The organism is Duganella sp. AC917, from assembly GCF_979258245.1.
Genome location: NZ_OZ409848.1, coordinates 862,520 through 882,289 on the forward strand (window position 1 = coordinate 862,520; position 19,770 = coordinate 882,289).

The 19,770-nt window shown below is 64.1% G+C and carries 16 protein-coding genes; 10 read left to right on the plus strand and 6 right to left on the minus strand.

The genetic code is table 11. From position 1 onward, the window contains the following. The first annotated feature begins 36 nt into the window (after positions 1-36). Both ACZ0BA_RS03855 and ACZ0BA_RS03860 read left to right on the plus strand, forming a co-directional pair. The gene (locus tag ACZ0BA_RS03855) at positions 37-1,005 is read left to right on the plus strand and encodes a GGDEF domain-containing protein (protein WP_463450014.1); all 969 of its coding nucleotides are present in this window, start codon (positions 37-39) and stop codon (positions 1,003-1,005) included. Between the two features lie 68 nt (positions 1,006-1,073). Further along, a complete protein-coding gene (locus ACZ0BA_RS03860) occupies positions 1,074-1,814 on the plus strand; it encodes a substrate-binding periplasmic protein (protein WP_463450015.1) in 741 nt (246 codons plus the stop codon). A gap of 31 nt (positions 1,815-1,845) precedes the next feature. Here the strand turns inward: ACZ0BA_RS03860 and ACZ0BA_RS03865 are convergent, their stop codons facing one another. Continuing rightward, positions 1,846-2,934: a calcium:cation antiporter gene (locus tag ACZ0BA_RS03865; protein WP_463450016.1), complete on the minus strand. Its 1,089-nt coding sequence runs from the start codon at positions 2,932-2,934 to the stop codon at positions 1,846-1,848. Positions 2,935-3,052: 118 nt separating this feature from the next. After that, on the minus strand, positions 3,053-5,194 hold the full coding sequence (locus ACZ0BA_RS03870; RefSeq protein WP_463450017.1) for a beta-galactosidase: 2,142 nt from the start codon (positions 5,192-5,194) through the stop codon (positions 3,053-3,055). Between the two features lie 263 nt (positions 5,195-5,457). Between ACZ0BA_RS03870 and ACZ0BA_RS03875 the strand changes: the two genes are divergently transcribed. Beyond that, positions 5,458-6,963, plus strand: coding sequence for a tryptophan halogenase family protein (locus ACZ0BA_RS03875; RefSeq protein ID WP_463450018.1), 1,506 nt, complete (start codon positions 5,458-5,460; stop codon positions 6,961-6,963). Between the two features lie 27 nt (positions 6,964-6,990). Continuing rightward, positions 6,991-8,649: an alpha-L-fucosidase gene (locus tag ACZ0BA_RS03880; protein WP_463450019.1), complete on the plus strand. Its 1,659-nt coding sequence runs from the start codon at positions 6,991-6,993 to the stop codon at positions 8,647-8,649. 51 nt (positions 8,650-8,700) lie between these two features. Here ACZ0BA_RS03880 and ACZ0BA_RS03885 read toward each other — a convergent pair whose 3' ends face one another. Continuing rightward, positions 8,701-9,546, minus strand: coding sequence for a 3-keto-disaccharide hydrolase (locus ACZ0BA_RS03885; RefSeq protein ID WP_463450020.1), 846 nt, complete (start codon positions 9,544-9,546; stop codon positions 8,701-8,703). 148 nt (positions 9,547-9,694) lie between these two features. Further along, a complete protein-coding gene (locus tag ACZ0BA_RS03890) occupies positions 9,695-10,987 on the minus strand; it encodes an ABC transporter substrate-binding protein (protein ID WP_463450021.1) in 1,293 nt (430 codons plus the stop codon). 124 nt (positions 10,988-11,111) lie between these two features. On the opposite strand from ACZ0BA_RS03890, the gene ACZ0BA_RS03895 reads away from it, so the two are divergent. Then, complete coding sequence (locus tag ACZ0BA_RS03895; protein WP_463450022.1) at positions 11,112-11,438, plus strand: NIPSNAP family protein; 327 nt, start codon at positions 11,112-11,114, stop codon at positions 11,436-11,438. Between the two features lie 114 nt (positions 11,439-11,552). Beyond that, on the plus strand, positions 11,553-12,167 hold the full coding sequence (locus ACZ0BA_RS03900; RefSeq protein WP_463450023.1) for a PEP-CTERM sorting domain-containing protein: 615 nt from the start codon (positions 11,553-11,555) through the stop codon (positions 12,165-12,167). Positions 12,168-12,266: 99 nt separating this feature from the next. Here the strand turns inward: ACZ0BA_RS03900 and ACZ0BA_RS03905 are convergent, their stop codons facing one another. Next, positions 12,267-14,498 carry an NADP-dependent isocitrate dehydrogenase gene (locus ACZ0BA_RS03905; protein WP_463450024.1) on the minus strand — a complete coding sequence of 744 codons (2,232 nt, stop codon included), beginning with the start codon at positions 14,496-14,498 and terminating at the stop codon, positions 12,267-12,269. A gap of 326 nt (positions 14,499-14,824) precedes the next feature. Here ACZ0BA_RS03905 and ACZ0BA_RS03910 point away from each other — a divergent pair, with 326 nt between their 5' ends. From ACZ0BA_RS03910 to lhpI, 4 genes are all read left to right on the plus strand, one after another. Beyond that, complete coding sequence (locus ACZ0BA_RS03910) at positions 14,825-15,553, plus strand: Crp/Fnr family transcriptional regulator (RefSeq protein ID WP_463450025.1); 729 nt, start codon at positions 14,825-14,827, stop codon at positions 15,551-15,553. Next, a complete protein-coding gene (locus ACZ0BA_RS03915) occupies positions 15,550-17,247 on the plus strand; it encodes a PAS domain-containing hybrid sensor histidine kinase/response regulator (RefSeq protein WP_463450026.1) in 1,698 nt (565 codons plus the stop codon). The genes ACZ0BA_RS03910 and ACZ0BA_RS03915 overlap by 4 nt, the downstream gene beginning before the upstream one ends. Further along, positions 17,240-18,061: a response regulator gene (locus ACZ0BA_RS03920; protein WP_463450027.1), complete on the plus strand. Its 822-nt coding sequence runs from the start codon at positions 17,240-17,242 to the stop codon at positions 18,059-18,061. The genes ACZ0BA_RS03915 and ACZ0BA_RS03920 overlap by 8 nt, the downstream gene beginning before the upstream one ends. Positions 18,062-18,191: 130 nt before the next feature. Next, positions 18,192-19,142 (plus strand): bifunctional Delta(1)-pyrroline-2-carboxylate/Delta(1)-piperideine-2-carboxylate reductase, encoded by a 951-nt coding sequence (lhpI, locus tag ACZ0BA_RS03925; protein WP_463450028.1) that lies wholly within the window; start codon positions 18,192-18,194, stop codon positions 19,140-19,142. A gap of 67 nt (positions 19,143-19,209) precedes the next feature. On the opposite strand, the gene ACZ0BA_RS03930 is transcribed toward lhpI, so the two are convergent. Continuing rightward, positions 19,210-19,767 carry a hypothetical protein gene (locus ACZ0BA_RS03930; RefSeq protein ID WP_463450029.1) on the minus strand — a complete coding sequence of 186 codons (558 nt, stop codon included), beginning with the start codon at positions 19,765-19,767 and terminating at the stop codon, positions 19,210-19,212. Between the last annotated feature and the right edge of the window lie 3 nt (positions 19,768-19,770).

The window sequence follows — 19,770 nt, forward strand, 5'->3', positions numbered from 1 at the left end:
CGCACAATACGTCGTCCCAGCCCGCTTACTTCATCCATGATATCCACGCATCCCGCCACCGCCACTGCCCCCGCGCCCGCCGCCCCGCAAGATCCCAGCGTTTATCGCACCCTGCTCGAATCGACCCGCGCAATTCCGTGGCGTATCGACTGGGCGACGATGAGTTTTAGCTACATCGGCCCGCAGATCGAGGCGCTGCTCGGGTGGAGCCAGGCCAGCTGGCTCTCCGCCACCGACTGGATCGAGCGCATCCACGAAGAGGACCGGCAGAAAACCGTCGATTTTTGCATCGCCCAGTCGCAGAAGGGTGTCGACCACGAAGCCGATTACCGCGCGCTCACCAGCGACGGCGACTACGTCTGGATCCGCGACGTGGTGCACGTGGTGCGGCGCGAGGACGGCAGCGTCGATTCGCTGGTCGGCTTCATGTTCGACATCACCGAGCGCAAGCAGGCCGAGGACAAGATCGTCCAGCTGCAGCGCGAGCTCGAGGCGCTGTCCTATCGCGACAGCCTGACCAACGTCGCCAACCGCCGCATGTTCGATACCCTGTATCCGGTGGAATGGGCCAAGGCGCGCGCCACCGGCGAGCCGCTGTCGGTGGTGGTGGTCGATATCGACTATTTCAAGCAGTACAACGACCACTATGGCCACGTGCAGGGCGACGAGTGCCTGCGCCGCGTGGCCCAGGCGCTCGACGCCGGCGCTTCACGGGCGCGCGACCTGTGCGCCCGCTTCGGCGGCGAGGAATTCATCTTGCTGCTGCCCGCGACCGACGCCGAGGCGGCCCGCAATGTGGCCGAGCGCTGCCGCAAGCTGCTGGCGCAGAAGGAACTGCCGCACGCCCGCTCGGGCGTCGGCCGCACCGTCACCGTCAGCATGGGCGTGGGCACCATCGTGCCGGGCGCGCGCGACGACGCCAACGTCTTCCTCGACCGGGTCGACCGCCGGCTGTACCAGGCCAAGTCGTCGGGGCGCGACCGCATCTGCGACGTCGAGGCGTGAAACGGGCATTTCAGTTACGCGAAATTTTGCCGATATAGAGGAAAGGAACTATACAGGGCGAAAACGGCATGACGATTCGAGCAGTATTGTGCATTATCATTTTTGCCACGGCCATCCCGGCGGCTGCCGCCGAGGGCGTCACGCTGCGCATCGCCACCGAGCGCATGCCGCCGTCAAGCATGGTGGTCGACGGCGTGATCACCGGCCGCGAGACGGACAAGATACGCGAAATCATGGCGCGCACCGGCACCGCGTACACCCTTGCACTTTTGCCATGGAAGCGGGCCTATGTGACCGCGTTGACGCAGGATTACGCCTGCGTCTATTCCACGACACGCACGCCGTCAAGGGAACCGCTGTTCAAATGGGTGGGCGCGACCGATTCGGCGGACTGGCAGTTGTGGGGGCGCGTCGATTCCGGGCTGTCGCTGAAAACCCTGGAGGACGCGCGCAAGCTGCGTATCGGCACCACCAACGGCGACGCGCGGGATGAGTTTTTGCGCAGCCGGGGGTTCGCGGTCGAGCCTGTCAATGAAGACATGTTGAACGCGCAAAAACTACTGCTGCGACGCATCGACCTGTGGGCGGTCAGCGTACGCAACGGCACCAGGGGGCCGCGCGGGCTGACCGGTTCCGAGGTGACGCCGCTGCTATCGTTTCATCAGGTTCAGGTTTATCTGGCGTGCAACAACTCGGTGCCCGATGCGCTGATCGAGCGCCTCAATGCCGCCGTGGCCGCCATGTGGCGCGACGGAACGATGGAGCGGATCAGCCGCAAGTACGAGAACTGGGCGCCCCCGAAGCCGTGACGCCTGCAGGCGTGGCATCGATGGCCAGTGCTTACGGCACCACCGTGACGAATAAATATACCGCGAAGATCATCAGCAGCACCGTGCCCTGCATGATGGTGGTGCGCCCGCTGCCCAGCGACAGCGAGGTGACGATGATCGACAGCAGCAACAGCACCGTCGACTTGACGTCGATGCCCAAGGTCAGGGTCCAGCCGTTGACCAGCGAGACGATCGCCACCGCCGGGATGGTCAGCCCGATGCTGGCCAGGGCCGATCCCAGGGCCAGGTTCAGGCTGGTTTGCAGGCGGTTGGCGCGCGCCGCCTGATAGGCCGCGATCCCTTCCGGCAGCAGCACCACGGCCGCGATGATGATGCCGACCAGCGCCTTGGGCGCGCCCATTTTCAGCACCGCCGCCTCCAGCGCGGGCGACAGCGACTTGGCCAGCAATACCACGCCGCCCAGGCACACCAGCAGCAGCGCGCCGCTCCACCAGGCCAGCCTGGATGGCGGCACCGGCGCGTGCTCGTCCTCGCCGCCGGTGGCGGGCAGGAAGTAATCGCGGTGGCGCACCGTTTGCACGAATACGAACGTCCCGTACAGCACCAGCGACACCACGGCGATGAAAATCAGCTGGCTGCCGCTGTAGAAAGGCCCCGGCGTGGTGGTGGTGTAGTTCGGCAGCACCATCGTCAGCACGGAAATTGCCGCCAGGGTGGTCAGCGCCGCCGACACGCCGCTCAAGGTGAAAGTTTGCTCGCCGTGGCGGCTGCCGCCGGCCAGCAGGCAGATGCCCACCATGCCGTTGAGGATCAGCATGACGGCGGCGAACACGGTGTCGCGCGCCAGGCCGGTGGTCTCGACGCCGCCGGCGATCATCAGCGACACGATCAGCGCCACCTCGATCGCGGTCACCGCCACCGCCAGCACCAGCGTGCCATAAGGCTCGCCGATCTTGTGCGCCACCACCTCGGCGTGGAACACCGCCGCCAGCACACCCCAGAACAAGCCGATGGCCAGCACCACCAGATAGGCGCCGCCCAGCAGCTCTTGCGCGCCAAGCGCCTTGCCGGCCAGGGCCAGCCAGCCAACCACCGGTCCGGCGATGGCCCAGAGGGGCAGGGAAGTGGATATTTTCATGGACGGCTCATCGAATATGGTGAAAGGAACGCGGACGAATTATTGCCAGCGAATCAATTTTACCCGATGGTGGCGCGCGGACCGGTCCCGGTCGCACGCCCGTCGCGCCCGCCCTCGATCAGTTGTCTTCCTCGACGATGGCGACTTCCCACGCCCCCAGGGTCAGTTTCCCGGCGGCGGCGACGCGCCGCCCCGCCAGCAACTCGGTGCCGGCCTTGCGCGGATAGGTGAAGCTGACCTCGGCGCCGGAATAGTTGAAGTAGTAATGGACCGCACGTTTGAAACCGTTGATGCCGGTGCGCGTCTGCACGCCTGGCGGCAACTGCTGCTCCGGTCCCAGCATGCCCAGCTCCCGCAACGACGACTGCAACACGGCCTTTTGCAGCTTGTCCGACAGGTAGGTGCCCTGGTACACCACCTTGCCCGCGCCGAACTGGTTGGCCGTGATCGCCGGCCAACGCCCGAAGAACGGATGGTCGTACCACGCCAGCGCCTTGGCCGTGTCCAGCTGCAGGAACTCGGCCCAGTGCTTGACCTGGTTGTCCGCGCCCGCCTGGAAGGGATCGCCCTTCAAGGCCAGCGGCTGCGCCAGATTGGAAAACTCCTGGTAGTGGAAGCCGAGCGCCTCGCGCAGCGGGCCCGGGGCCATGGTCCAGCGCACGGCGGCGTTCTCGTTGACGAAGCCGCTCTTGAAGGTCATCACGACGTGGCCGCCCTTGCGGATGTAGTCCGAGATGCGCTTGAGCAGCGCGTCGTCGGCCACGTACAGCGACGGCACCACCAGCATTTTGTAGGACGAGAAATCCTCGGTATCGTCGAACACGAAGTCGGTGCCGACATTCATGTCGTACAGCTGGCGGTGCAGCTGGCGCACCAGCGAACCGTAGTCGGCCTTGGTGCCGCCGCCGCCCCATTGCGATTCCTTGGCGAAGGGCATGTCGTTGAGGGCGTTGAGCGAGTCGCGGCTCCACAGGATGGCGACATCGTTCTTGATCTTCAGGTTCACCAGGCGCGGGCCGATCTTTTTCAGTTCCTGTCCGGTACGGCGCATTTCGGCATAGGCGCGGTTCGGTTCCAGGTCGTGCGACAGCACGCCTTTCCAGTACGTCTCCTGGTTGGCGTGGACCGACGCCCAGTGCCAATACTCGACCATGTTGGCGCCGTTCGACAGGTGGGTGTAGACGTCCTGGCGGAACTGGCCGTCATACGGCGGATACTGGAACGACGAGCTCCAGTCGGTCGTTTGCGCATTGGTTTCCGTCACCAGGAAATTGCCGCGCTTGAGCGAGCGCGTGAAATCGGCGTCCAGCGTCTGCGGGGCGCCGTTGTAGTGTTCGCGCGGGCCCCAGTGGTAGACGTTCACGGCCGGCATGTCGAGCTTGCGCGACACCGCCACCTCGTTGACGTCGCCGTGGAGGGAGCCGGCGAAATCGTGCGTGACGAACTGGCGCGGCGAGGTGCATTCGCGGATCAGCGCGGTCTGCCATTGCAGGAAATCGGTCACGCGCATCTGGCCCCAGCGCGACCATTCAAGCTTGTAGCCGGTGCTCTGGGCGCCGTCCGGGCGCGGCAGGTCCACCCAGCTGTGCAGGTTCTGGCCCCAGTAGTTCAGGAACCAGGCCTTGCTCAGCGCTTCCGGCGTACCGAACTTTTTCTCCAAGTAGTGCTGGAATCGGATGAAAACGTCGTCGTTGGCGGCGCCGTAGGTGCCGGTTTCGTTGTCGACCTGCCAGCCGATGACGTTCGGGTTGTCCTTGTAGCGGGTGGCGATCTTGCGGATCAGGCGCTCGGCGTAAAAACGGTAGGCGGCCGAGTCGGTGTTCATGTTCTGGCGCATGCCGTAGGTGTTTTGCGTGCCGTTCAGTTTGCGGGCCAGGATTTCCGGATTCTGCTTGGCCATCCAGGCGGGAATCGAGTAAGTCGGCGTGCCCATGATGACCTTGATCCCGGCCTTGGTCATGGCGTCGATGACGCGGTCCATCCACGCGTACTCGAAGCGCCCGTCTTCCGGCTCCCACAGGCTCCAGGTCGATTCGCCCAGGCGCACCACGTTGAAACCGGCCGCCTTCATCATCTCGACGTCTTTTTCCAGTCGCTCGTAGGGCATGTACTCGTGGTAGTAGGCCGCGCCGTACAGCACGGTGGGAAATTCCGGCGGCGTTGTGCGGGCGGCGGGCGCGGTTTGCGCGGCGGCCGGCCCGTGCAGCGCGGCCGCGAGCGCGCACGTCAGCGCGTACGAGATGAGGGGGCGTTTCAGCATTCGGTGTCTCCGGGTTTGTTTTGTCAATGGCGCTCATGGCTCTACATGGCCTGATAAAACGGGCGCGCGTCTATTGTGACCACACGCGGTGCTTTCGCGCAATTACCAAAATCACCGGGAGGCGCAATGATTTATCAGCGCAGGCGTTTGGAAGATGGCGTTGATTGATATCGTTCAACGGGTTAGTGGTTTTGGTAATTGCCGCGTGTTACCCTTACTTGCACAATGCACTGTTCGAATCACAGATGGCACGGGGAGAAAGCATGGAGACAAAATATAAGAGTGCGTATCGGCGCATCGTTGTGGTCGGCGGCGGCGCCGCCGGCTGGATGGCGGCCACGGCGCTGGCGACGGCGCTGCCGGGCAGCACGGTGGAGCTGGTCGAGTCGGAAGAGATCGGCATCATCGGCGTCGGCGAGGCGACCTTTCCGTCCATTCGTGCCTTCCACCACATCCTCGGCATCGACGAGGCGGAGTTCCTGCGCGCCACCAATGGCACTTACAAACTGGGCATCGAGTTTTGCGACTGGCGCGTGCACGGCGAGCGCTACTTTCACACTTTCGGCAATTTCGGCGCGCTCGACGGCCCGCAGTCGCTGTGGGGCCAGCACCGGCGGATGAACGACGCCGCCCTGGGCGCGCTGGGTGAGCAATGCCTGCCCAGCGTGATGGCCGGCCAGGGACGCTTCCAGGCGCCGCCGGAGCAGGGACAGCATTTCAACTACGCCTACCACTTCGACGCCGTGCTGTATGCCGGCTTCCTGCGCACCATGGCATTGCGCAAGGGCGTGCGCCGCACCGAGGGCCGCATCGTCGATGTCGCCCGCCGCGCCGACGGCGGCGTCGGCCAGCTGCGGCTGGAGGACGGCCGGGTGGTGGAGGGCGATCTGTTCGTCGATTGCTCGGGCTTTGCCTCGCTGCTGCTGGGCCACACCCTGGAGGAACCGTTTGTCGATTTCAGTCACTGGCTGCCGGTCGACCGGGCCTGGGCCTGCCCGGCCGAACGCAGCGGAACCGGACTGGCGCCCTACACGCGGGCCACGGCGCTGGAAGGGGGCTGGGCGTGGCGCATCCCGCTGAGCAACCGCACCGGCCACGGCCATGTGTTCGCCAGCCGCCACATCGACGAGGAGCGGGCGCGGTCCCAGCTGCTGGCGCAAATGGACGCCCCGGCGCTGGCCGAACCGCGTCTGCTGCGCTTTACCACCGGGCACCGGAAACGCTTCTGGGTACAAAACGTCGTGGCGCTGGGGCTATCGTCCGGTTTCCTGGAGCCGCTGGAATCGACCAGTATTTTCCTGGTCCAAAGCGGGCTGGGACGCCTGATCGAAGCGTTGTTGCCGGGCGCAGTGCCCGACGCGCGAGCGCTTGAAGCGTACAACACCGGCATGGTGCGCCAGTTCGAGCGGGTGCGCGACTTCATCATCCTGCATTACCGCCTGACGGCGCGCCGCGACAGCGCGCTGTGGCGCACGATGGCCACAATGGCGCTGCCCGACACGCTGGCCTTCAAGATCCACGCGTGGCGCCAGACCGGCACGCTGCACCAGTACGGCGAAGAGGGCTTCGATGCCACCAGCTGGCTGGCGATCCACGCCGGCATGGGACATTGGCCCGAACATGCCGACCCGGCACTGAGCGAAGTCCCGGCCGAGGCGGCGCTGGTGGGCTTGCGGCAGCGCCGCGAGCACATCGCCGCGACCGTGGCGCGCATGCCCAGCCACGACGAGTATCTGCGCGCCGTGCTGGGGCAGCCCGCGCGGACTTAATAAATACAGAGAATCGGAGGAGACCGAATGAAGCGTAGGGACTTGTTGAAACACATGGGCGCGGCCATTCCGGCGGTTGCCTTGTCCGGCGTGGCGCGCGCGGCAGACGCGCTGACGCAAACGCCGCCGGGCGCCATCGCCGCCGGCCCGTTTTCGCCGGACTGGAATTCGCTGGAGAAGTACCAGACGCCGGACTGGTTCCGCAACGCCAAGTTCGGCATCTGGGCCCATTGGGGCCCGCAGTGCGAACCGGAATTCGGCGACTGGTACGGCCGCATCATGTACGAGGAGGGCAGCGATCCGTACCGCTACCACGTGCGCAAGTACGGTCACCCGTCGAAATTCGGCTTCAAAGACGTCATTCACCAGTGGAAAGCCGAGCAATGGAACCCGGACGAACTGGTGGCCTTCTACAAGCGTGCCGGCGCCAGATACTTCGTGGCGCTGGCCAACCATCACGATAATTTCGACCTGTACAAAAGCAGCTACCAGCCGCAGTGGAATTCCACCAGCATGGGCCCGCGCAAGGACCTGGTCGGCGGCTGGAGCAAGGCGGCGCGCGCCAACGGTTTGCGTTTCGGCGTCAGCGTGCACGCTGCGCACGCGTGGGCCTGGTATGAAACGGCGCAGGGCGCAGACAAGAAGGGCCCGTACGCCGGCGTTCCCTACGATGGCAAGCTGACCCGCGCCGACGGCAAGGGTCAATGGTGGGAAGGGCTGGACCCGCAGGCGCTGTATGCGCAGAACCACGCGCTGAGCAAGTCGGGCGGCGAAGGCGGCGTGCTGGACGAACAATGGCAATGGGGCGGCGGCGCCTCGATTCCCGACCAGGCCTACAGCGATAAGTTCTTCAACCGCACGCGCGAGCTGATCGACAACTACGACCCCGACCTGGTGTATTACGACGATACCGTGCTGCCGCTATGGCCGTTCAGCGACGTCGGCCTGCGCCTGGCGGCGCATATGTACAACCGCAGCATCGCGCGCAAGGGCAAGCTCGAGGCGGTCGTCAACGGCAAGATCCTCAACCCGCAGCAGCGCCGCAGCATGGTGTATGACATCGAACGCGGTCAAAGCGACCGGATCGAGCCGTTGCCGTGGCAGACCTGCACCTGCATCGGCAACTGGCATTACGACCGGCGCGTGTACGACAACAAATCCTACAAGAGCGCGCAAACGGTGGTGCACACCCTGATCGACGTGGTCAGCAAGAACGGCAACCTGCTGCTGAGCGTGCCGGTGCGCGGCAACGGCACCATCGACGAGCAGGAGCGCGCCATCGTCGAGGAGATCGGCCGCTGGATCGCCGTCAATGGCGAGGGCATCTACGACACGCGGCCGTGGGCGCTGTTCGGTGAAGGGCCGGTGGCGTCGGAAGCGGGCGCGCCGATGTCGGGTCCGGGCTTCAACGAGGGCAAGGGCAAGCCGTTCTCGGCGGCCGATATCCGCTTCACCGCCAAGGGCGATAGCGTGTACGCGTTCCTGATGGGCTGGCCGGCATCGGGCAAGCTGGCGATCCGCGCCATGGCCAGCGGCGCGGCGCACCTGACGCGGCCGGTCCAGCGCGTCGAGCTGCTTGGCAGCGGCGCGGCGCTGGCGTTCCGCCAGACCGCCGATGGCCTGGAGGTGACGTTGCCGGGGAATAGGCCCGCACTGGCCTACGCCAGCGCGCTGAAGATCAGCTGACCCTGCAACGACAGGCGGCTCGGCGGATCTGATCTGGTGCGATTTCCGACGTCAGCCGGCCTTGTTCGCGGGCGCTGGCGGCGGGATCGGCGCTCCCAATTGCCGTACCTGGATGTCCTTGAAAAACGCTTCGGCGCCCTCGGACTGGATCGAGAACTTGCCGCGCGTGAGCGGCACCGTTTTGCCGTCCACCACTTGACGTGAATTGGCCACGCGCAGCACTTCGTGGCCGTTGACGATGTGCACCAGCGTCTTGCCGTCGGCGATCACTTCCATCGTATTCCACTCGCCGCTCGGTTTTTCGAAATTGCCCTTCTTCAGGATACGCGCCTTGATGTCGGTGCGCAGCGGCAGCGACGGCTCGTAGCGGTAGAACTTCCAGTCGCCCTGGTTGGCGTCGCCGACATGGGCGTCGACCGACACGCCGTCGAGGCTGTGGTAGTCGGCGCAATCGCCTTCCTGCAGCTGGAACTCGTGGCTGCGCATCCAGTGTCCGTCCTGCGCGCCTTCCTTGCCGACGGCGTAGTACAGCAAGCCGCTGTCGCGCATCACGTTCTCGCGCGGCGGCCACTTCTTGACGCCCCATTTGAACTGGAACTTCAGGTGGAAGTTTTCATACTCGTCCAGCGTGGAGGCGCTGCCCCATTCCTCGCCCGAGACCCGCAGCATGCCGTCGACCACGGAAAATACCTTGCGGGGATCGTTGTTCACGCCGCGCACCGAGGTCGGCGCCTTCATGCCGTCGGTGGTCGGCTGCATGCTGACGTAGGTGCTCCAGCCGCCCAGGTCCTTGCCGTTGAAGAGCGATTTCCAGGGGCCGGCGTCGGCGGCCGACGCCGCGCAGCTCAGCGCGAACAGGGCGCCGAGCAGGGCGGTTTTGGTGAACAGGTTTTTCATGGGGTCTCGTCTCCGTTTTGGAAAAAAAGCGAATCTATCACGGGTCGCCGGGAGCGGGTCCGAAAATGGCGTGATTGCCGAATTCGTTATAAAAATATCCGATTTTCTGCGAGGGCGCGGCCGGGCGGCGAGGGGGGGCGACCGTCGCTCAGGGCGCGGTTTTGACCAGCTGTGCCTTCGCGATCGCCTCGTCGATGTAACGCACGACTTGGCCGGTGTCGTGCGGCGGCTTCAGGAACCGGCGCAGGCCCTCGTAGGTGGGGCCGACCAGTTCGGCGTTGGCGTCGCGGTCGAAGAAGAAGGTCAGCCCGGCGGCCGCGCCCCATACGCGACCGGGGGCGTCGCCCAGCCAGATCGGGCGCGGGTTCGGGTCCTCCTGCGCCGACAGGGTTTGGTCGGCCTCGGCGATCTTGCGCATGGCGCCCGTCTCGGCCAGAAAGGTCAGGAAGCGCTTGCGCGCGCGTGGGTTCAGGCCGCGCGCCGGCAGCACCAGCACGTCGATCGGCGCCTCCTCATAGGTCGGCATGTGCGGCGTGTAGCTCGGGAAACCGAAAAAGCCCATGTCGGCCGCGATCGCGGCGGGAAAGCGGGAGGCGACGAAGCTGCCCGCGAGCATCATGCCGACGCGGTCGCGATACACATACGGCATCACGCGCTCCGGTTCCTGCCCCATCGTCGCCTCGAGGAAGTAGCCCTTGCGCAGCAAGTCGCCCCAGACGTCGAACACGCGGCGCACCTGCGGGCTGTCGAAGCGCACTTCACCGCGCAGCAGCCGCCGATGGAAGTCGATGCCGTTAATGCGCAGGTTCAGATAATCGAACCAGCCGGCTGCCGGCCAGCCGCTTTTGGCGCCGACCGCCAGCGGCGTCACGCCGGCCGCCTGCAACCGTTCGCAGGTTTGCAGGAACTCGGCCCATGTGGCCGGCGGACGGATGCCGAGACGGTCGAACAGCGACTTGCGGTAGACGAAGCCCCAGACGTAGTAATACAGCGGAAAACCGTAGACGGCGCCGTCGATGCGGGTGCCGTCGAGGGTGGCGGGCGAGAACTTCTTTTTTTTCAGCAGCGCGACCAGGTCGGCGTCGAGCGGGGAGAGCAGCTCGTGGCGGGCGGCGTCGCCCAGGCGCTCGCCGGCGTACCAGAACGCCAGGTCGGCCCGGCCGGAGCGCAGGCGCGCCGTGAAGCCGCGCTTGTATTCCTCCTGCGGATAGCCCTGGTGGATGATCTGGATGTCCGGATTGGCGGCGGCGAATTCATCGATGATGCCGACCCAGGTGGTGCGCTGCGGGGTGTTGGAGACCACGTAATCGATCACCAGGTGCTCGGTGGGCGCGCCAATGGCGGGCGGCGCGAGCGCGAGACACAACGCTACCCGTGCCAGCCAGCCCCGCTTGCGCATGGTGTTGAATTGACAACGCAAGGGATGGCGGGATGGTTGCATCGATAAAGTTTGTCCGTGAAGCTGCGGGCTGTCAACTCCTCATTCCTTATTGTCGCATCCGGGTAGAATCAAGCCTTTGGCGGCAGGCTGGGTCCGCCCGAACAATACCTCAAGGATAAAACTGATGATTTACGAGTTACGCGTCTACCACTGCGCCGCCGGCCGTCTGCCGGCCTTGCACCAACGTTTTACGCAGGTGACCTTGCCGCTGTGGCAAAAACACGGCATCGAGCAGGCCGGATTCTTCACCACCGTGGTTGGTCCGAGCAATCAGACGCTGACCTACTTGCTCAAGTGGGAGAGTCTGGCCGAGCGTGAGACCAAGTGGACCGCCTTCGCCACCGATCCGGAATGGATCGCCGCGCGCGCGGCGTCCGAGGCCGACGGCATCATCGTCGAGCGCATCGACAACTCGTTCCTGGAGCCGACCGGGTATTCGGCGGTGCGTTGACCTTCAAACTTCCGGATACTTTTATTAGATTACCAAGAGTATTTCTTGTGCTAAAATTGAGTTGCTGAACAGACAATTTAGAATGCTAACCAACTCATCTTTAGGCTTTTACCTATGAAATTTATTGCATTTTTGCGCCTATCTCTTTTCTCTCTGGTCTTTTCACTGCTTAGCGCAGCCCCGGCGTTTGCAGGCATGAATGGAGATGTGGTCACAGCATTCCAGTTATTTCCTGACAAATCGACGATTTCCTATCCCGACGGGATTTTTGGTCATGGTGAAGTCGCCGATGGTGGCATAACGTTTACTCAACCTGACTTCTTCTCGGTGCATATCACTGACACGCAAATTGTCATCGATGGTTTTTCTGCGCAGTTTGAACAACAGCGTTTCAGCGAAGCCGCGTTCAACGGCATCAATTTGTCATTTGATACTGAATGGAAAATACCTAATTTCACGATGAATGCAGCCACCGTTTGGGACGAGTTTACGGCGGACCGTATCGAGGTTGTGTCGAATCAGTTATTCTTGAACTTCCAAAATCTCGATGTGACGAAGTCGACGAAACTCATTCTCGACCTGACAGATGTGTATCCACAGCTGCCCCCATACGATCCTGGTTTCCCTGGTCCGGTCGCGTCCCCGGTTCCGGAGCCCGGCAGCTATGCAATGCTGCTGGCCGGCTTGGCTTTGATGGGCTTCGTTGCCCGGCGTCGCCAGCCTTTCTAAGTCGAATCCGCGCGGACGCCGGCATAAAAAAGGGAAGCCCGCAGGCTTCCCTTTTTGCTATGCGCGGCGCCAGGCGCCGCGCCGTTCACCGGCCGATCGTCAGATGCTGTCGAGCGCAGCGTTGAAGCTGGCGCTTGGACGCATGATCGCTTCGGTTTTGGCCGGATCCGGATAGTAGTAGCCGCCGATGTCGGTCGGCTTGCCCTGCACGTCGTTCAGCTCGCCAACGATCTTGCCTTCGTTGTCGGCCAGCGTCTTGGCCAGTGGCGCGAAGTGCGCTTGCAGCTCGGCGTCGTCGGTTTGCGCGGCCAGCGCCTGGGCCCAGTACAGCGACAGGTAGAAGTGGCTGCCGCGGTTGTCGAGCTCACCGGTGCGCGACGATGGCGATTTGCTGTTGTCGAGCAGTTTGCCGGTGGCGATGTCCAGCGTTTGCGCCAGGATCTTGGCTTTGGCGTTGCCTTCCTTGATGCCCAGCTCTTCCAGCGAGACGGCCAGCGCCAGGAACTCGCCGAGCGAATCCCAGCGCAGGTGGTTTTCCTCGACCAGCTGCTTGACGTGCTTCGGCGCCGAACCGCCGGCGCCGGTCTCGTACATGCCGCCGCCGGCCATCAGCGGCACGATCGACAGCATCTTGGCGCTGGTGCCCAGTTCCAGGATCGGGAACAGGTCGGTCAGGTAGTCGCGCAGGATGTTGCCGGTCACCGAGATGGTGTCCAGGCCGCGCGAGACGCGTTCCAGCGTGTAGCGCATGGCGCGCGTCTGCGACATGATGTGGATGTCCAGGCCGCTGGTGTCGTGGTCCTTGAGGTAGAGCTGGACCTTCTTGATCACCTCGGCTTCGTGCGGACGGTAGGTGTCGAGCCAGAACACGGCCGGCATGCCGGACTGGCGCGCGCGGGTGACGGCCAGCTTGACCCAGTCGCGGATCGGCGCGTCCTTGACCTGGCACATGCGCCAGATGTCGCCCGCTTCGACGGTCTGGCTCAGCAGCACTTCGCCGGTGTCGAGGTCGGTGATGTTGGCGATGCCGCCTTCGGCCACTTCAAACGTCTTGTCGTGCGAGCCGTATTCCTCGGCCTGCTGGGCCATCAGGCCGACGTTGGGCACGGTGCCCATCGTGGTCGGGTCGAAGTTGCCGTGCCATTTGCAGAAGTTGATCATCTCCTGGTAGATGCGGGCGAAGGTCGACTCCGGCATGACCGCCTTGACGTCGGCGGTGCGGCCGTCGGCGCCCCACATCTTGCCGCCGATGCGGATCATGGCCGGCATCGAGGCGTCGACGATGACGTCGTTGGGCGAATGGAAGTTGGTGATGCCTTTGGCCGAATCGACCATGGCCAGCTTCGGACGGTGCTCCAGGCAGGCGTGCAGGTCCTTCATGATCTCTTCCTTCTGCGACGAAGGGAGCTTGTCGATCTTGTCGTACAGGTTGACCATGCCGTTGTTGACATTCACGCCCAGTTCCTCGAACAGCTTGGCGTGCTTCTCGAACGCGTCCTTGTAGAAGATGCGCACGCAGTGGCCGAACACGATCGGGTGCGACACCTTCATCATCGTCGCCTTGACGTGCAGCGAGAACATCACGCCGGTCTTGTAGGCGTCGTCGATTTCCTTCTCGTAGAACTCCAGCAGCGCTTTTTTGCTCATGAACATGGAGTCGATGATCTCGCCGGCCTGCAGCGCGACCTTCGGTTTGAGCACGACAGCTTTGCCCGACGCGGTGATCAGTTCCATCTTGACGTTGCGTGCCTTGTCCAGGGTCATCGACTTTTCACCATGGTAGAAGTCGCCGCCGTGCATGTGCGACACGTGGGTGCGCGAGGCCTGGCTCCATTCGCCCATCGAGTGCGGGTGCTTGCGGGCGTATTCCTTGACGGCCTTGGGGGCGCGGCGGTCGGAGTTGCCTTCGCGCAGGACCGGGTTCACGGCCGAGCCGGTGCACTTGCTGTAGCGCGCCTTGAGTGCTTTTTCCTCGTCGGTTTTCGGGTCTTCCGGGAAGTCGGGCAGGGCGTAGCCCTTTTCCTGCAGTTCGCGGATGGCGGCCTGCAGCTGGGCCACCGAGGCCGAGATGTTAGGCAGCTTGATGATGTTGGCTTCGGGCGTGAGGGTCAGCGCGCCCAGTTCGGCCAGGTTGTTCGGCACTTTTTGTTCGTCGGTCAGGAATTCCGGGAACTCGGCCAGCACGCGGGCGGCGACGGAAATATCTTTGGCGATAACGTCGACGCCGGCCGGCGCGGTGAACTTTTTGATAATCGGTAGCAGGGAATACGTCGCCAGCAATGGCGCCTCGTCAGTCAGTGTGTAGATGATTTTTGACTTTTCTGTTGACATGTCATTCCCTTGTATACGGTAGTGTAGTTAATGATCCCGTTCCGGGTGGGGCAGGATAGTCTGCGAAAACCCGGGGCGGATGGTGCGTTGGCGCGGTCGCCATTTTCACTCAAGCGCTTATTTTAGGACAATACGGGCGGAGATGGGCGGAAACCCCTGCAAAGGACGAGGTCGCCGGGCGGTTTTTCGCCGTTTTCGGGGCTTGCACGGGGCTTTCCCGGGGCGCGCATCAAGCCCGGACGCCCGAATGTGTTATTGTGCGGAACGGTCCTCGTTCACCGTCCCCGCAGCCCGCCTAGTTGACGACTGGAAAAACAAGTTTCTCCATGCGTCTTAACGACCCCAACCAAAACCACCTGCTGTCCGCCCTGCTCGAGTCCGATTTCGCGCGCCTGTCGCCGCACCTCGAACCCATCATGATGCGGCTGGGCGACGTGCTGTACGAATCCGGCGGCCAGCTACAGCATGTCTATTTCCCGACATCTGCCATCGTTTCGCTGCACTATGTGCTGGAAAACGGCGGCTCTTCCGAGATCGCAGGCGTCGGCAACGAGGGCATCCTCGGCATCTCGCTGTTTATGGGCGGAAATACAACGCCCAGCCGCGCCGTGGTCCAGACGGCCGGGCACGGCTACCGGCTCAAGTCGCAGATCCTCATGGATGAGTTCAACCGCGCCGGTCCCGTCATGCGGCTGCTGCTGCGCTACACGCAGGCGCTGCTGACGCAGATGTCGCAGACGGCCGTCTGCAACCGCCACCATACCGTCGAGCAGCAATTGTGCCGCTGGCTGCTGCTCACGCTCGACCGCTTGCCGGGCAACGAGCTGACGATGACGCAGGAATTGATCGCCAACATGCTCGGTGTGCGCCGCGAGGGCGTCACCGTCGCCGCCGGCAAGCTGCAGGAGAACGGCTACATCAGCTACCGCCGCGGCCACATCACCGTGCTCGACAGGGTCGGCCTGGAGGTCGAAGTGTGCGAGTGCTACGACGTCGTCAAAAAGGAATTCGCGCGGCTGATGTCAGACGTGCGGCAACGCCAGGGAACCAAATGAGCCAGAACAAGACCGACGCGCCGCTGCTCAAGGCGGACGCCTTGCAGCAGGCCATTTTCAAGAGCGCCAATTTTTCCTGCATCGCCACCGACGCCCAGGGCGTCATCCAGCTGTTCAATGTCGGCGCGGAGCGCATGCTCGGCTATAGCGCGGGCGAGGTCGTCAACCGCATCACGCCGGCCGATTTTTCGGACGTCCATGAAACAGTCGAACGGGCCGAGGCGCTGAGCCTGGAGCTCGGCACCACCATCCGTCCCGGTTTCGAGGCGCTGGCCTTCAAGGCCTCGCGCGGCATCGAGGATATGTACGAGCTGACCTATGTGCGCAAGGACGGCAGCCGTTTCCCCGCCAGCGTCTCGGTGAGCCCGCTGCGCGACGGCGACGACAACATCATCGGTTACCTGCTGATCGGCACCGACATCACGGTTCGCAAGCAGGCCGAGGCGGCGCAGGCGGTGCTCGACGCCCGCCTGCGCGACCAGCAACTGGCGCTGCAGGAAACCAACGTCGAACTGGAGGCCGCGCGCGCCGTCGCCGACAAGGCCAATCGGGCGAAATCGGAATTCCTGTCGAGCATGAGCCACGAGTTGCGCACGCCGCTCAACGCGGTGCTCGGCTTTGCGCAACTGCTGGCGTCGGACAAACCGCCGCCGAGTCCGTCGCAACTGCGCTCGATCGACCAGATCCTCAAGGGCGGGTGGTATCTGCTGCAACTGATTAACGAGATCCTCGACCTGGCCATGATCGAATCGGGCAAGGTGACGATGTCGCAGGAATCGATGGGGCTGTCCGACGTGCTCAAGGATTGCGAGGCGATGGTCGCGCCGCAGGCGCAAAAGCGCGGCATCCGGCTCGTGTTCAGCCCGATGGTTCGGCCGTTCTTCGTCCATGCCGACCGTACCCGCGTCAAGCAGGTGATGATCAACCTGTTGTCGAACGCTATTAAGTACAACCGGGTCGGCGGCAGCGTGACGGTGACCTGCGCCGAAGGCAGCGACGGCATGGTGCGCGTGAGCGTGGCCGACACCGGCGCCGGCCTGAGCGACGAGCAGATCGTCCACCTGTTCGAACCGTTCAACCGCCTTGGACAGGAAGAGGGCGGCGAAGAGGGCACCGGCATCGGCCTGGTCGTCACCAAGCAACTGGTGGAACTGATGCATGGCGCCATCGGCGTCGACAGCGCGGTCGGCAGCGGCACCACGTTCTGGGTCGAGCTGGCCGCCAGCGACGAACCGGTGCTGGAGATGGCCGCCTTCGACACCAGCACCTACATCGATCAACATGTCAATGTTGCGCCGCGCACCTTGCTGTATGTCGAGGATAATCCGGCCAACCTGAATTTGGTCGAGCAGCTGATCACGCGCCGTCCCGACCTCAAGTTGTTGACGGCGATAGACGGCTACGCCGGCATACAGCTGGCGCGCACCTATCAGCCCGACGTGATCCTGATGGACATCAACCTGCCCGGCGTCAGCGGTTTCGGCTGCCTGAAGATATTGCAGGAAGACGTCACGACGGCGCACATTCCGGTCATGGCGCTGTCGGCCAACGCCATGCCGCGCGACATCGAAAAAGGCGAGGAGGCCGGTTTCTTCCGCTATCTCACCAAACCCATCAACGTGGCCCAGTTCATGGACGCATTGGACCTGGCGCTGGCGTTTGCCGCCGCCCATAAGGAAGTGCACCATGATTGACGCCACCCAGCTGTTGAATGCCAGTATCCTGATCGTCGACGACCAGGAGGCCAACGTGATGCTGCTCGAACGCATGCTCGACAACGCCGGCTACACCCACGTCACCAGCACGATGGACCCGTACGCCGTTGCCGCGCTGCACCTGGCCAACCACTACGATTTGATCCTGCTCGACCTGCAAATGCCGGGTATGGATGGTTTCGAGGTGCTGGAAGCGCTCAAGCTGGTCGAGCCCGAGGGCTACGTGCCGGTGCTGGTGGTGACCGCCCAGCCTGGCCACAAGCTGCGTGCGCTGCAGGCCGGCGCCAAGGATTTCGTCGCCAAGCCGTTCGAGCTGGTCGAGGTCGAGACGCGCATCCGCAACATGCTCGAGGTGCGTCTGCTGCATCGCCAGCTCAACCGCTACAACCAGCAGCTGGAACACCAGGTGATGGAGCGCACGGCCGAGTTGCGTGCCAGCGAGGCGCGCTTCCAGCGCTTTGCCGAGCTGTCGAGCGACTGGTACTGGGAACAGGACGCCGACGGCAAGCTGACCCACTGGTCGGGGCCGGTGATGGACATGGTCGGCATCGGCGCCAGCGCCGCCGACGGCTGGGACGTCGTCGAGCGCGCGACCTTGGCGGCCAATATCGCCGAGCGCAAGCCGTTCCTCGATTTCGTCTACCGGCGCACGGCCGCGAATGGCACGGTGCAGCACTTGCAGGTCAGCGGCGAGCCGATGTTCGACGACGCCAGCCGCTTTGTCGGCTACCGTGGCGTGGGACGGGATGTGACGGCGATGGCGGCCATGTTCGCGGCGACCACGGTCCACTGACCGCGACCTGCCCGGGGGACAAATAGGGCGGATCAGGCGGAACGCCGTAATCCGCCATGCGTGCGCCGCCGGCGGCTCGTGACGGATTACGCTACGCTAATCCGCCCCTACTTGAAATAGAGGCTTGCCGATGTTGCTGCCCAATGAATCGTCCCTGACCGACGCGCTGCCGTTCCCTGCGCTGATTCAATCACTGCGCGAGGCCTTCGCCACCGGCGCCGAGGTGCCTTTGCGCCACACGCACCACATCGGCAGCGGCGACAGCACCGGTATCTCGCTGCTGATGCCGGCCTGGGACGCCGACGGCTTCTTCGGCGTCAAGATCGTCAACATTTACAGCAACAACCACAAGCGCAACAAGCCCGGCCTGCACGCCACCTACATCCTGCACGACGCCACCACCGGCGAACCGTTGGCCATTTTCGACGGCAACGTCATCACCTCGCGCCGCACGGCTGCGGCCTCGGCGCTCGGCGTCGATTACCTGGCCCGGCAGGACGCGCGTTCGCTGCTGGTGTGCGGCGCCGGTCGCGTCGGCAGCCTGCTGGCGCCGGCCATCGCCACGGTGCGGCAACTGGACGACATCATGCTCTGGGACATAGACGCCGCCGCCGCCGAGCGGACGGTGCAAGGATTGCTGGCGCAAGGCTTGCCCGCTCGCGTTATGCGAGAACTGGAGCCGGCCGCGCGCGGCGCCGACATCATCAGTTGCGCCACGCTTGCCGGCGAACCGTTTCTGCGGGCCGAATGGCTGGCGGCGGGCAGCCATGTCGATCTGATCGGCGGCTTCACACCGCAGATGTGCGAGGCCGAACCCGCATGTTTCGCCGGCGCAGGTGTCTGGGTCGACACGGTCGAGGCCACGCAAAAGTCGGGCGACATCCTCAACGCCATTGCCGCCGGCTGCCTGACAAGCGAAGACATACGCGGCGACCTGTCGTCGCTGGCGCGCGGACAATGCGCGGCCCGAACCTCGCCGCGGCAGCGCACGATCTTCAAGGCGGTGGGCACCGCGCTGGAAGACCTGGCCGCCGCAAAACTAGCCTATAAACAATTACGTACAATGAGCTCCGCCACATAAAAACGTAGGGCGGATGAGCGCAGCGTAATCCGCCATTGCCCGCTACGCCAGCGGCGCAACAACACAACTACTCCGAGCGACGCCGCTTCAACAACCAATAGCCAGCCCCAGCCACCGCCGACGCAATCGCCACCTTGCGTATCAGCCCGGCCCGGTTATATTGCCATTCCGACTTGATGCCCATCTCGGCGAAAATATTCGGCACGGTGCCTTTGCGCAGGTCACCGGCGACGCCTTCGACCACGTTGACGCGGTCGGCCAGCATCAGCAGCAGCCAGTGGCGGATGTCGTTCTCGCTGAGCTTGAACGCCGCGCCCCGCAGCCGCCCGCTCAAGCCGGTCGGTGGCACGCTCGTGCCGAACACGGGCGTGACGCCGGGCCGCTCGACCGAGTGGTACACCTTCATTGTCAGCGGCTGGTCTTCCGGCGTGCTCCAGTGCAGGCCCTCGAGCCGCGCCGGCGTGCGCTCCATCGGATAGCCGGGCCGGTCGGCGTGATCCAGATCGGCGCCCCAGCCGGGCAGGTTGGTGGTGTCGGGCACGTTGCGCGGCGCGGACGGCGAGACGCTGTCGGCGCTGTGATCGCGCGGCGGTGCGGGATGTTCCTTGTTGGATATCGATTCCATGAT

What these genes read in the sequence shown, in the direction of transcription:
- ACZ0BA_RS03910 (WP_463450025.1), top strand. Translation starts at nt 14,825, where the DNA reads ATGCGTCTTAACGACCCCAACCAAAACCACCTGCTGTCCGCCCTGCTC.
- ACZ0BA_RS03915 (WP_463450026.1), top strand. Translation starts at nt 15,550, where the DNA reads ATGAGCCAGAACAAGACCGACGCGCCGCTGCTCAAGGCGGACGCCTTG.
- ACZ0BA_RS03905 (WP_463450024.1), bottom strand. Translation starts at nt 14,498, where the DNA reads ATGTCAACAGAAAAGTCAAAAATCATCTACACACTGACTGACGAGGCG.
- ACZ0BA_RS03865 (WP_463450016.1), bottom strand. Translation starts at nt 2,934, where the DNA reads ATGAAAATATCCACTTCCCTGCCCCTCTGGGCCATCGCCGGACCGGTG.
- ACZ0BA_RS03890 (WP_463450021.1), bottom strand. Translation starts at nt 10,987, where the DNA reads ATGCAACCATCCCGCCATCCCTTGCGTTGTCAATTCAACACCATGCGC.
- ACZ0BA_RS03895 (WP_463450022.1), top strand. Translation starts at nt 11,112, where the DNA reads ATGATTTACGAGTTACGCGTCTACCACTGCGCCGCCGGCCGTCTGCCG.
- ACZ0BA_RS03930 (WP_463450029.1), bottom strand. Translation starts at nt 19,767, where the DNA reads ATGGAATCGATATCCAACAAGGAACATCCCGCACCGCCGCGCGATCAC.
- ACZ0BA_RS03885 (WP_463450020.1), bottom strand. Translation starts at nt 9,546, where the DNA reads ATGAAAAACCTGTTCACCAAAACCGCCCTGCTCGGCGCCCTGTTCGCG.
- ACZ0BA_RS03880 (WP_463450019.1), top strand. Translation starts at nt 6,991, where the DNA reads ATGAAGCGTAGGGACTTGTTGAAACACATGGGCGCGGCCATTCCGGCG.
- ACZ0BA_RS03870 (WP_463450017.1), bottom strand. Translation starts at nt 5,194, where the DNA reads ATGCTGAAACGCCCCCTCATCTCGTACGCGCTGACGTGCGCGCTCGCG.
- lhpI (WP_463450028.1), top strand. Translation starts at nt 18,192, where the DNA reads ATGTTGCTGCCCAATGAATCGTCCCTGACCGACGCGCTGCCGTTCCCT.
- ACZ0BA_RS03875 (WP_463450018.1), top strand. Translation starts at nt 5,458, where the DNA reads ATGGAGACAAAATATAAGAGTGCGTATCGGCGCATCGTTGTGGTCGGC.
- ACZ0BA_RS03860 (WP_463450015.1), top strand. Translation starts at nt 1,074, where the DNA reads ATGACGATTCGAGCAGTATTGTGCATTATCATTTTTGCCACGGCCATC.
- ACZ0BA_RS03900 (WP_463450023.1), top strand. Translation starts at nt 11,553, where the DNA reads ATGAAATTTATTGCATTTTTGCGCCTATCTCTTTTCTCTCTGGTCTTT.
- ACZ0BA_RS03920 (WP_463450027.1), top strand. Translation starts at nt 17,240, where the DNA reads ATGATTGACGCCACCCAGCTGTTGAATGCCAGTATCCTGATCGTCGAC.
- ACZ0BA_RS03855 (WP_463450014.1), top strand. Translation starts at nt 37, where the DNA reads ATGATATCCACGCATCCCGCCACCGCCACTGCCCCCGCGCCCGCCGCC.